Consider the following 12858-nt stretch of genomic DNA (forward strand, 5'->3'; position numbering starts at 1 on the left):
ATTGACGCCGAGGGGTTAGGCCAAAACTTATGTGAAGAGCTCAGGCCTTGTCCTGCTGCTGCAGAAAGTCGTGAAACTCTTCTTCATAGAGATGAAACAGCACTAGGGTAACGGCAAAGATGATAGGGCCGTAGATCAGGCCGATAAGCCCGAAGAGCTGCAGTCCTCCCAGCAAAGAGAAGAAGATCAGTAAGGTACTCATGCCGGCAGAGCCTTGCATCAGAATCGGCCTTAGGAAGTTATCGATAGAACCAACCACCAATATCCCCCAGGCACAGAGGAACAGGCCCCAGCCCCAATCGCCGGTCAAGGCCAGATAAAGCGCGGCTGGCACCCAGATAAGTGCGGTACCCACCACAGGGATAAAAGAGGCGAACGCCATCATGCAGCCGAGGAATAATCCGGGCAGGCCGACTATGGCCATGGCGATACCTCCGGCAAAACCTTGGGCCAGGGCGGTGAGGAAGGAGCCGAGTACTGCCGACTTAGCCACTTTTTCCACCTCATCGAGAATTTTATCCTCCTGGCTGCGGGACAGGGGGATAACGTGTCTGAGGCTGGTAATTATTTGTTCGTTATCCCTGAGGAAGAAAAACAGTACGAACAGCATCAGGGAGAAGTTGACAAAGAAACCAGTGATATTGCCGAGCAATGCTGTACTCAGGCCGACCAGGCGAGTGCTGAGCTCCGTAAGCGCTGCGGTAGCTTTTTGCAATATTTCCTGCGGATCTATGCTATCGAACGGCAACCATTTATTGGTTAGCGCGAGCGACGATTGTACCCAGGGATGCTCCAGCAACTCTTTGGCGCCACCATGAGTCAGCCATTGATAAGCCTGAGTGGCAGAGCTGACCCCTTGCTCAATCACGGAAATCAGCATAAACAGCAGCGGGATAAGTATGATTACCGTCAGCAAAACACAGGAAAGCAGCGCGCTTAGATTGGGGTGATTGGGGAGTTTCGCTTCGATGCGCTTGTGCACGGGTAAAAACAGTAAGGAAACGATAAATCCCAGTAGAATCGCGCCCAGATAGGGAGCGACCAATAGATAACAGGCATAAGCCGCAATGGCCAAAGCGGCGAGGATTAACCAATGGCGGGGTTCGACCCGAAAACGTACGGACACGGGAATTCCTTGTTAATTCAAAAAGTATGTTGAGTTTGCCATCTGTGTGGCGGGGCCACATGCTTGGGCCTGGATTCGAGATGGCGGCAGTTATTAAACCACGGAGCGGCAGTGCAAGAGAAGAACTGCTTGGGCCATATACTCGCTTAAATAGTCAAGCGTCAGTGGTATGTCACACCTGAAAGCCACCTGTTGTGATACAGGTGGCTTTTTCAGTAGCAATAGAATTAGAACTTGTAGTTTACCCCCACGGTGAATCGTTGACCCAGCATGTCGTAGTAAGCACCTTGGTTATACACGCCTGGCTGGCGAGGTGGGGTGCGATCAAACATGTTGAGTATCCCGGCGCGAACCTGCAAGGCATCTGTGATGTTGTAACGGCTGGTCAAATCAAAAGTGGTATAAGACGGGATGTCGTTATAGTTGTTTTGATTGGGTGACCATTCGTTATCCAACACTGTGCTACTGCGATGATTGGCGGTCAGCACGGCAGAAAAGTCATTGTAGGTGTAATCTGTGGTCAGTCGGTGACGCCAGCGTGGACGGGCCTGCTCACCTGCCGATTTAACTTCATCATCGGCGAATCCGGTCGGGTTGAATGAACGCTCTTCCAGATAAGTACTGAATAGGCGGAAGCCCCAGTCACCAAAACCGGTTTCAAGACGATAGTTGACCTCAAAATCAACGCCAGAAGTGATACTGGATGCCGAGTTAAAGGGTTTCTCGAAATAATTGACGATTTCATGAGTGGTGGGATCTCGCCTGAGTAAAGGACAGAATTGATTATTGGTTGAACTGGATTGGTAACAATACTTAACGACTGCGGCACCGCTGAAATTATTGATCACATTCTCCATATCAAACTTCCAGTAGTCCACGGTCAAGCTGAAGTTTTCCAGATAAGATGGCGTGTATATAAAGCCCAGAGTGAAATCATTCGCGACTTCGTTTTTTAACTCAGGGTTACCAACGATAAAGCCTGGTCGGGTTGAACCATACCATTCTTGGGAAGGTTCAAAGGTAGTTGGGATCCCTTGGGCTGCACAGTTAGCCAGCACATTACTTAAATATGTGGGGTTAATTCTATTGCGATAACTGGCCGCGCAATAGTCATTTATTCCTCTGAATGTTTGGCTGGAAGGGTTAAATAATTCGGCTATGTTGGGAGCTCGCACTGACTTGGAACGGTTGGCTCTAATTCGAAAGTCGTCATTGAGCGCCCAGTTGAATCCCACTTTCCAGGCGTTATCTGAGCCGGAGGTAGAGTAGTCCATATAACGAAATGCAGTTTCAAGAGTTAGATCCTGCACTAACATAATGTCTTTTAGCAATGGAACGGACAATTCAGCCGATGCTTTAGTCACATCAAATTCGCCTGACAGAGGTTGAGAGCTGTTGTTAAATATAAGACCTTCTCGCATTGCCGGGTCTGGCAGTGTATCGGCAGTCTCTTTTCGATACTCCAAACTGAATGCGGCAGCGATAAAACCCGCAGGCAGCTCAAACAGATCACCGCTGACAGAGGCGCCGGCAACGTATTGATCGATTGATGAGCGGCGAATGGCATCTGTGCTGACCCAATTGTAAGCGGCTTTATCATAAAGGTCGCGACCAAACACATTCAACGGCTTACAGCCATTGGCTCTGGCATGTTCACTACGACATACCAAGGCACCATTTTTATCGCGGATAACATCGACAGCATCCTTAAAGCGCTGCTCGAACATCTCACCGTACCACTCGGTATCGGCTTGAACATGGCCAACAGTGGCATAAACATTGTATGACCAGGTATCGGAGATTGCGCCTTCAAGCCCCAAAGCTAAGCGGGCTGTGGTTCGCTCTTGACTGTATTTTCGGTTACCAAAGTCGGACGCCAAGTAACCAACTCTGGCACCGTCACCTGGCCGCCTTTCGGCCGCTTTGACCAAACTTGCAGCTTCGGACGAAAGAAAAGCATTATCTACATGAAGCGGAATAGTGAGGAATGCCGGAGAGCTTTCACCATAGGCTTCTGACTTGGCATAGCTGGCTTCCATGGTAAATTTATGATCATCATTAATGTCATAGTTCATGAAAGTAAAGAAGTTAATCCTGTCCAACGGCGTCTTAATAAAGGAGTTTTCGGCAAAGCTGTAGCCTTCGCCTCCAAGGTAATCTATCCGGCCATTAGTGAGTTTGGGCAGAGGTTGCCCCAGCTTCATTGGGCGAATTTTACCGTCATCACTGAAAGTGTACTTTTCTCCGGCTCGGGTGGTGAACGCTCCGGTCTTGGTGTAGGCGGCCAGGACCTGTTGACCATGACCCCACATTATTGCTTGGGGATCATTCGGGCCGCTGGCATTGGGATTTCGCACTACAATCGGCGCTTCGCGCAAAAAGTCCCTGTCCATATGTGCGATCTGCCCCTGACGCGACCAACTTATGTTGGTTACGAAATTGGCTTTGCCAATATCAGAGCCGAAGGTCAGTGAGGCGTATTCCTCTTCACCTCCAGATTGTGTTGGTCTGGTGGTAGAGGCATCCAGCGCCAGCCCATCAAAACTGGTCTTGGTCACTATGTTAACTACACCGGCAATGGCATCAGAACCATATACTGCCGATGCCCCGCCTGTGGTGATTTCGATACGCTCAACTATGGCTGTTGGAATATTATTCAAATCTACAGCACCTGAGCCCGGTGAGCCGGCCACAAAGCGCCGGCCATTCACTAATATCAGAGTTCGATTGGAGCCCAATCCTCTCAGGTCAGTGTTATTTAAACCGCTGGCAAAAACAGAGTTGTTGGTGGTTTCCGGTGACAGCCCAACCAGGGTATTAGGCATCTTATGCAGAAGATCTGCGACGTTGGTAACACCGGCATCAATAAGACCGTCACCAGTGATTACGGTAACAGGGGTCGGGGCCAACTCTCCTATACGTTTAATTTTTGAACCTGTGACTTCGATACGTTCTATGGGTTCATCTTTATCTTTAGCGTAGCTGGTTCCAGAATAAACAGCACAGCCGGCAGTAACTAAAAGACAGAAGCGAATTGCTTTTGCGGTTGTAGATACAGAGGTCATGACTATCTCCTTGAGAAATTATAGTTTTCATATTTCTTCTTGTTTGTCAGATACGGAAATGACCAATTAATGATTCAATTTATTACATGTGTTAGCAATAGATTGGCTTTGGGTGATTTTAAGAGAGTTTATCGTTCACAATTTTGCTACATAAATTTTTTGATTAAAAATTTTGCAACCGGTTAAAATCTGTCTGTATTTTTTGTTAAATGGATTTTCATACGTTATATCTATGTTTATATTTGGTGATTTTTTGTTGATATTTTAAATTGTAAGCAATTATTTTTATTTGTTTTACAGTGTGTTATGCGTTATTTTTTGCGGGTTAGCACTGTCTTTATTGTTTGAAAAGCCATGAGGGGATTTTTCGGTAGGATAGGTATCTTTAATCGGGGGGACTTTGGAGAGGATATACCGGATGTGTTATTGTTAACTTCGAGGTACCGACTTTGATCCAATTTAAAAGAAAGCGCTCTTGAGTAAACAGGAATAACCGGCAGTAACCAAACTTTGCGTGTGGATATAAGCGAAGTGGCTTAAGAGGGAACCCTGATATCCAATCCACATCTATCTAACAGGGTTTTAGTTAATTAGGGAAGGTGCCGATTACTTAAAGCCACTTGCTGTTATGCAAGTGGCTTTTCAGTAACAATAGAATTAGAACTTATAGTTTACCCCCACAGTGAGTCGTTGACCCAGCATGTCGTAGTAAGCACCTTGGTTATACACGCCTGGCTGGCGAGGTGGGGTGCGATCAAACATGTTGAGTATCCCGGCGCGAACCTGCAAGGCATCTGTGATGTTGTAACGGCTGGTCAAATCAAAAGTAGTATAAGACGGGATATCGTTATAGTTGTTTTGATTGGGTGACCATTCGTTATCCCGCACAGTGTCGCTGCGATAGTTGGCAGTCAATACGGCCGAGAAGTCATTGTAGGTGTAGTCTGTGGTCAATCGATGACGCCAGCGTGGGCGAGCCTGCTCACCTGCCGATTTAACTTCATCATCGGCGAATCCGGTCGGGTTGAATGAACGCTCTTCCAGATAAGTGCTGAATAGGCGGAAGCCCCAATCACCGAAACTGGTTTCAAGGCGGTAATTGGCTTCAATATCAAAACCTGAAGTGATACTGGATGCTGAGTTAACCGGCTTCTCGTAGTAGTTCACTATCTCATGGGTATCGGGATCACGTTCCAGCAAAGGACAGAAGTCGTTATCTGTGCTGCTTGACTGATAGCAGTACTTAACGACTTCAGCACCGCTGAAGCTGTTGATCACGTTCTCCATGTCAAATTTCCAGTAATCCACTGTCAAGCTGAAGTTTTCCAGATAAGATGGGGTGTACACAAAGCCCAGAGTGATGTCATCTGCAACTTCGTTCTGCAGGTCCGGGTTACCTACAATAAAGCCTGGACGAGTTGAACCGTACCAGTCCTGGGAAGGTTCAAAGTCGGTCGGGATCCCTTGAGCTGCACAGTTGGCCAATACATTGTCCAGATAGTCCGGGTTGATCCTGTTCCTGAAGCTGGTAGCACAATAATCGTTGATGGTGCGGAAGGTTTGGCTGGATGGGTTGTACAGTTCGGCAATGTTAGGTGCCCGTACAGACTTGGAGCGGTTGGCCCGGATCCGTAAATCGTCATTGAGCGCCCAGTTGATGCCGACTTTCCATGCAGTATCAGAGCCGGAGGAGGAGTAGTCCATATAACGGAACGCGGTTTCCAGCGTCAGATCCTGCACCAACATCACATCCTGCAGCAGCGGGACGGATAATTCGGCTGATGCCTCGGTCACATCGAACTCACCATAAAGTGGTTGAGACTGGTTTCCAAATAATAAACCATCGCGCATTGCCGGATCCGGCAGGGTTTCAGCCGTTTCCTTACGATATTCAACGCTGAATGCAGCAGCGATAAAGCCGGCAGGCAGTTCAAATAGATCGCCGCTGACAGAGGCGCCGGCAACGTATTGATCGATTGATGAACGGCGAATGGCATCTGTGCTGACCCAGTTATAGGCGGCCTCATCATATTGGCCGCGGCCAAATATATTCAAAGGTTTACAGCCATTGGCTCTGGCGTATTCGTCACGACATACCAGATTACCGTCGGCATCTTTGATCACATCGACAGAGTCATAGAAGCGCTGCTCGAATATTTCACCATACCATTCGGTGTCGGCTTGAACATGGCCTACAGTGGCGTAAACATCGTAGGACCAGGTATCGGACAGTGCACCGTCAACACCCAGTGCCAATCTTGCTGTAGTTCTGTCCTGACTGTATTTACGGTTGCCGAAATCAGATGCCAGATAGCCTAAGTTTACCCCTCCACCTGGTTTTTCTTCACCGGCCGTCACCAAAGCCGCCGCTTCAGGAGAGAGCAGGGCATTATCATCATAGAGCTTGAAATTAAGGAAGGCAGGAGAGCTTTCACCATAGGCTTCGGACTTGGTGTAGCTGGCCTCCATGGTAAATTTATGATCATCATTGATGTCATAGTTCATCACAGTAAAGAAATTGATCCTGTCCAGTGGCGTCTTGATGAAAGAGTTCTCAGCAAAGTTGTAGCCTTCACCACCGAGATAGTCCACCCGGCCGCTGGTTAGCGGCGGCAGTGGCTGACCCAGATCCATTGGCCGAATTTGACCGTCATCGCTGAAGGTATAGCGGGTGCCATTGGATTCAAAAGTGCCTGTCTTGCTGTATGAAGCCAGTACCTGTTGACCATGGCCCCACATTATTGCTTGCGGATCATTCGGGCCATTGGCATTGGGATTTCGCACCACAATCGGCGCTTCACGCAGGAATTCTCTGTCCATGTATGAAATCTGCCCCTGACGTGACCAACTGATGTTGGTCACAAAGTTGGCTTTACCCAAGTCAGAGCCAAAAGTCAGCGAGGCATATTCTTCTTCACCCCCATCTTCGGTGGGGCGTGTTGTAGAAGCATCGATAGCCAAGCCATCAAAACTGGTTTTGGTCACTATGTTGACCACCCCGGCAATGGCGTCAGAGCCATAAACAGCAGACGCGCCACCCGTAGTGATTTCGATGCGCTCAACCATGGCGGTAGGGATGTTGTTTAAATCCACGGCGCCTGAGCCTGGCGAACCGGCTACAAAGCGGCGGCCGTTAACCAGCACCAGAGTGCGGTTGGAACCCAATCCTCTCAGGTCAGTGTTATTCAGACCACTGGCAAAAACAGTGTTGTTGGTGGTTTCCGGTGACAGACCAACCAGGGTATTAGGCATCTTGTGCAGCAGATCTGCTACGTTGGTAACACCTGCTTCAATAAGGCCATCGCCTGTGATCACAGTGACCGGTGTTGGTGCTATCTCCCCTATACGCTTGATTTTTGAACCTGTGACTTCAATACGTTCAAATGTTTCAGGTTTATCTTCAGCATAACTGAAACCTGTAAAAGCGATACTGGTAGCAGCAGCCATAAGGCCGAAGCGAACGGCTTTGGCTGTTGTAGATATGGATGTCATATCTCTCTCCTTGATTATTATTGTAAATCGCCATGCTTGGCTGTGTTTTTATTTTGTTTGTCAAATGTTTCAATGACAAAGATATGATTCAATTTAAACCTAGATTTAGCAACACATGATTATGTTTATTAATTTATAATTAATTTATTTTTAACAGTTTGAAAACAAGGTGAGCTGGGTGAGTTAATCGATTAAAATCAATTAATTATATTAAATACTATTGCTGTACAAAAATATTTTGTTGCGTAGATGTTTTAATTTAAACAAATTTGTATCAGTGATAATAGTAAGCAAATGTTTCTATGCCCTTAGTAAGGTGTGTCGTGCGTTAATTAATTGAGCATGTGCATTTTGTTTATTTTTCATACGCCTGAGTTTTTGCTGAACGGAATTAAAATATGGGAACTTTCCGATAGGAACAGGCTCTTTAATAAGGCATGATGTGAGGGGCTCCGGTATATTTAACACCGGATGTATCGTTTAAATTCCGGATTACCGGCTCTGCTCCAAGTGTGCTGGAAGTGCTCTTGAGGAGACGGTAAAGAACCGGCGTGAGGTTAAGGGAAGACCATGTCATTTAATCAATCTTTGAGTAGAGGCAAGAGCGAAGCGGCCCAAGAGGGAACTCTGACATCCAATAACCGGGTCAGTAAAAAAGATATGCGGATAAGCGCGGCTCGCAGGCGAATAGAGGATATTCGAGAACAGATGGCCCTGTCCCGTGAACTGGGAGTGGGAGTGTCGGCAGATGATCTGGACTTTGACTGACAGCCAGGTGAATAAATATTTGGAAAGCCCGCATTTAAGCGGGCTTTTGCTGATTAAGCCTGGATTGCGGCGTGATAACGCTCAAAGGCCCGTTCGAGGTCGGCAATCAAATCGTCCGGATCTTCCAAACCTATATGCAGTCTCACCAGGGGCTTGCTGCTGTCCCACTGGGTTGCCGTGCGCAATTTCTCTATGCCGGATATCGCCAGAATAAGGCTTTCGAAGCCACCCCATGAAAATCCCATCTTGAAGTGCTCCATCCCTTCGACGAAGGCAGTCATCGCCTTGCGGTTACCCTCTTTGAGCACGAAGGAAAACAAGCCGTTGGCCGCGCTGAAGTCACGCAGGAAAAACTCGTGACCCGGGCAACTGGCAAACGCCGGGTGGCGCAGGTGATCCACTTCCGGGCGCTGCGCCAGGAAATTGGCCACTTTGAGAGCATTTTTTTCATGTTGCGCCATTCTCACCCCCAGGGTTCTCAGCCCCCTGGCCGCCAGAAAGATATCGTCTGCAGAGGTGCATTGGCCCATGAGATAGCTGTTCTCCCTCAGGGTATCCCAGTGTGCTTCATTGGCGGTCGCCGTACCCAGCATCACATCCGAGTGACCCACTATGTACTTGGTGGCGGCCTGAATCGAGATATCGACGCCCATCTCAAACGGGCGACAATTGATGGGGGAGGCCCAGGTGTTGTCCAGCATGGTGACCAATTGATGTTCATGGGCGATGCGGCATAGGGTCGGCACATCCTGGACTTCCATGGTGATGGAGCCGGGAGACTCCAGAAACAGCACTTTGGTATTGGGGCGGATAAGATCGCGGATACCGGCACCAATCAAGGGGTCATAGTAACTGGTTTCAATCCCCAGCCCCTTGAGCAGCTTGTCGCACAGATCCCGGGTGGGCTCGTAGACACTGTCTACCATCAGCAAGTGATCGCCGGCCTTCAGAAAAGACAGCAGGGCACCACTGATGGCCGCAGAGCCTGAAGGGTAGAGCGCAGTGCCAACACCGCCTTCGAGTTCGGCAATGGCCGCCTGAAAGGCAAAGTGAGTCGGAGTGCCGCGGCGGCCATAGAACATCTCCCCTTTGGCGCGATTGGCCGTGGCGTGGCGCATCTGTTCCATGCTGTCAAATACGACGGTTGATGCTCGAAACACGGGAGGATTGATCACTCCCTTGCTCCACTTTTTGTCCCGGCCGAGTGAGACCAGCTTGGTGGCTTTCTTCATGGATGCAACTCTTGTTTGTGATGGCGGGGCGGGCGCCCCTTTGAGGCATATTAACATTGAATCTTGTCATTGCCAGTGCGGTGGGCTTGAGACTTGTTCAAGTTGGCCGCGGCTTAAAGCAGCGGCAGGCTGACCCGAATTTCGACACCCGAGCCATCGCTCAGGTTGCTGGCACTGATATGGCCGCCATGGAAGGCGGTGATAAGCCTGGCGATATAAAGTCCCAGTCCCAGATGAGGTTTGGACTGCATCGTTTGCGGCCGCACTGAGACCATGGATTCGAAGATCTGCTCGGCCATGTTTTCCGGCAACAGTGGCCCTTGGTTTTCCACCCTGAGCAGGGCCTGTTTGCCCTGCACCTTGAGGCTGATGCGGATATCGGTATCGGCTTTGCTGAACTCAATGGCGTTGCTGACCAGCTTATCCATCAGCTGGGCGATATATTCAGGCACCCCGCGCATGGTCAAAGGTTCATCCGGTAACACCAGCACGAAACCTTGTTCCTTGTAAGTCATCTGATACCCGGCGACGCAGCCTGCCACTACCTTGGTCAGCGGGAATTCATCTATCTCGGCCTGGGACAGGGACTCCTCGAGCCGGGTGGCTTCGCTCATGTTGGCGAGGATCAGCCATAAGCGGTTGACCCCTTCCTGGGCGCGGTCGACATACTTGGCCGTGTCCTTGTCCAGTTGCTGCAGACTCAAGTGCTCCAATGAGCTGCGCACCACGGCCACCGGGGTTCTCAATTCGTGGGATAGCCGCGAGGACATGTTTTCCAGATAGTGGGTATATTGCCCCAACCGGTTGACGATATTGGCAAAACTGCGCGACAGATCGCCGATTTCATCGCGCACTTTTGAAGGTGGAATGGTGTCGCGAACCCGCCCCTGGCTGTCGATGGCGCGCTCGGCCTGATCCCTGAGTTTGCGAATACGGCTGGAGATCCCCGAGGCAAACACAAACAGTGCCAGGGTTCCCATGGCCATCACAGTCAGGATCACATTGAACAGCTTCTCCAGTGCCCGGTTACGCAGGGTACGGATACCATGGGTGGTTTCCTCGGCAACCACGGCGCCCATCACCTTATCGTCAATCCAGATGGGGCTGGCCGCTGCCAACACTACCGCCTTGTTATCCGGTGTCAGGCGCCAGGTGGAGGCCATCTGGCCATTCAGCGCCCGGCGAATATGGCTGCCGCCGAGTTCAGTCGAATCCTGCAGTGAGTCGATAAAATCCATAGGTGGCTTGGTCAGCACTGTGTAGTAGATGGGGTGTAGATAGTCGTGTTCCAGTTTGCCAAAGAAGCTTTCCGGTTGCCGCTCCTCTTCGACCGAGCGGGTCCAGACACTGGAATCGGCGCGAATATCCCCCGACTTGGCCAGCACCCGGCCATGGACATCCACCACCCAGATCCGCGAGCTGTTATGCCCCATGCCTTTGATAATACTTTCAATTTCCGGTGATGGTACCAGAACCGTCCCCAGCTTGTCGGCGCGGTCTGTGGCCGAGGTACCGACTATGGCTTCCAGCCTACGGTTCTTCTTGTTGTTGACATCATGAATGGCAAAACTGAGTTTACTGCCCACCATCTCCAGCGGCATTCTGAGTTCAATATTGTACCCCTTATCGGTTTTCAACCACTGGCCCTGAATGCGGACCTCTGGTGTCACCGGGGCGCTGAGCGCCGGATTTTCAGGCAACTCGAAGGCGCTGAGCCAGCCATCGCGCTTGTTGGCTATGGTATAGCGGCGAAAACGGCCATCCGGGGCCAGGGTGGCGATAGCCAGATAGTCGTTGCGATCCACACTCAGGCTGTTGCGGCCGCGGTAAATCACCTTTGGATCCGTTACCTCGAAAAAGCCGTAAAGGTAGCCGCCATATTTACCGACCATATGGGTAAAGCTCAGCGTTGATTGGCTGTCACTCAAGCGCATCAGGGTATGTTCTTCGCCATAGGTCATGGCGCGATGGCGGTAGGCCTCCCAATCATTGAGGCGGCCATCCAGCTGAATGGGGCCGTTGAGCGGGTAGGCGTAAAGATCGCGGCCCTTTTCCACTTGATTGAGGAAACTGGCCTGACTGTCGAACAGTCTGGGTCTTTCATGCAGCGCCGTAGCCAGGGCCTGAGTGGTCCCTTCCAGGGTTTTCTCCTGGCCGTGACGCAGATATTTCTCCATCTCCCACACATACTGATAGCCAAGCCAGGGCAGGCACAGCAAAAACAGCGACAGTACCAGAGTCTTGGTTCTGAGGCCTATTGGCGGGTGATAAGAGGGGAACTTCAAGATTCGGGATCCCAGCGATAACCCATGCCATAGACGGTATCTATGCAGTCAAAGGCCGGATCGGCGGCGATAAACTTACGCCGGATCCGCTTTACATGTGAGGTAATGGTGCTGTCATCGACATAAATCTTGGCTTCCTGCATCAACTCGGTGCGGCTGCGCACATGGCCGGGATGTTTGGCCAGGGCGTACACCATCCAGAATTCGGTCACTGTCAATTCAATCGGCTGCTGTTGCCAATATACCTGAATTCGGTTGGCATCTATGGTGAGGGCGCCGCGCTCCATCAGGGTGTCGGCCGGAGCGCTGCTGCCGGCGAGTTCGCAGCGGCGAAACAGCGCCGCCAACCGCGCCAGCAAATGGGGAAAACTGACATCTTTACTCAGGTAGTCATCGGCACCCAGACGCAGACCACAAACCGTATCGAAGTCGCTGTCTCTGGCGGTGAGAAAAATAATCGGCAGGGTGCCCGACATCGCCCGCAGCGACTGGCATAAGGTAAAACCACCGTCGATTTCATGCTCCAGACCTATGTCAATAATGGCCAGATCCGGTAAGCGGGTGTTGAAGGCCTGCATCGCCTCGGGGCGGTTGGCGTAAGTCTGTACAGAGTAACCCTGTGATTGCAGCACATCTTTGTAGTTTTCTCTTATTGCAGCTTCATCTTCCACTATGGCAATGCGTTTCATCTGCCTCTTGTTCCTGCCGAGCCTTGAATAGCCGTGACTATACAGGATTTTAGCCGTGAAAAAAGCGATCGTTTCCGATTGCCATTTTGTTGCCACAATTGATAGCCAAAGTGCCATTTTTGCTCCCCAGACTTGCCATTTCAATGGGGTTTAATCATCTCAACGACGAGGGACGCTGCCAACTTGGCAGCAAGCTCTACA

General features: G+C 50.3%; 7 protein-coding genes. 1 reads left to right on the plus strand and 6 read right to left on the minus strand.

What is annotated here, in order from left to right:
* Window positions 1-40: 40 nt before the first annotated feature.
* The 3 genes from AYI96_RS07155 to AYI96_RS07165 all read right to left on the minus strand — a co-directional run bounded on the left by AYI96_RS07155 (window position 41) and on the right by AYI96_RS07165 (window position 7683).
* On the minus strand, window positions 41-1126 hold the full coding sequence (locus AYI96_RS07155) for an AI-2E family transporter (RefSeq protein ID WP_039036131.1): 1086 nt from the start codon (window positions 1124-1126) through the stop codon (window positions 41-43).
* 227 nt (window positions 1127-1353) lie between these two features.
* Window positions 1354-4191, minus strand: coding sequence for a TonB-dependent receptor domain-containing protein (locus AYI96_RS07160; protein ID WP_144361300.1), 2838 nt, complete (start codon window positions 4189-4191; stop codon window positions 1354-1356).
* 657 nt (window positions 4192-4848) lie between these two features.
* Complete coding sequence (locus tag AYI96_RS07165; RefSeq protein ID WP_144361301.1) at window positions 4849-7683, minus strand: TonB-dependent receptor domain-containing protein; 2835 nt, start codon at window positions 7681-7683, stop codon at window positions 4849-4851.
* A gap of 570 nt (window positions 7684-8253) precedes the next feature.
* On the opposite strand from AYI96_RS07165, the gene AYI96_RS07170 reads away from it, so the two are divergent.
* Window positions 8254-8451: a hypothetical protein gene (locus tag AYI96_RS07170; protein WP_039033344.1), complete on the plus strand. Its 198-nt coding sequence runs from the start codon at window positions 8254-8256 to the stop codon at window positions 8449-8451.
* 53 nt (window positions 8452-8504) lie between these two features.
* On the opposite strand, the gene AYI96_RS07175 is transcribed toward AYI96_RS07170, so the two are convergent.
* The 3 genes from AYI96_RS07175 to pdsR all read right to left on the minus strand — a co-directional run bounded on the left by AYI96_RS07175 (window position 8505) and on the right by pdsR (window position 12657).
* A complete protein-coding gene (locus AYI96_RS07175; RefSeq protein WP_144361302.1) occupies window positions 8505-9683 on the minus strand; it encodes a cystathionine beta-lyase in 1179 nt (392 codons plus the stop codon).
* 113 nt (window positions 9684-9796) lie between these two features.
* The gene (gene pdsS / locus AYI96_RS07180; protein WP_144361303.1) at window positions 9797-11968 is read right to left on the minus strand and encodes a proteobacterial dedicated sortase system histidine kinase; all 2172 of its coding nucleotides are present in this window, start codon (window positions 11966-11968) and stop codon (window positions 9797-9799) included.
* Window positions 11965-12657: a proteobacterial dedicated sortase system response regulator gene (pdsR, locus tag AYI96_RS07185; RefSeq protein ID WP_025009526.1), complete on the minus strand. Its 693-nt coding sequence runs from the start codon at window positions 12655-12657 to the stop codon at window positions 11965-11967. The genes pdsS and pdsR overlap by 4 nt, the downstream gene beginning before the upstream one ends.
* Window positions 12658-12858: the final 201 nt, after the last annotated feature.

Origin of the sequence: Shewanella sp. MSW (assembly GCF_007636515.1) — a bacterium.
Lineage (GTDB): Bacteria > Pseudomonadota > Gammaproteobacteria > Enterobacterales > Shewanellaceae > Shewanella > Shewanella indica.

What these genes read in the sequence shown, in the direction of transcription:
- AYI96_RS07170 (WP_039033344.1), top strand. Translation starts at nt 8,254, where the DNA reads ATGTCATTTAATCAATCTTTGAGTAGAGGCAAGAGCGAAGCGGCCCAA.
- AYI96_RS07160 (WP_144361300.1), bottom strand. Translation starts at nt 4,191, where the DNA reads ATGACCTCTGTATCTACAACCGCAAAAGCAATTCGCTTCTGTCTTTTA.
- AYI96_RS07175 (WP_144361302.1), bottom strand. Translation starts at nt 9,683, where the DNA reads ATGAAGAAAGCCACCAAGCTGGTCTCACTCGGCCGGGACAAAAAGTGG.
- pdsR (WP_025009526.1), bottom strand. Translation starts at nt 12,657, where the DNA reads ATGAAACGCATTGCCATAGTGGAAGATGAAGCTGCAATAAGAGAAAAC.
- AYI96_RS07165 (WP_144361301.1), bottom strand. Translation starts at nt 7,683, where the DNA reads ATGACATCCATATCTACAACAGCCAAAGCCGTTCGCTTCGGCCTTATG.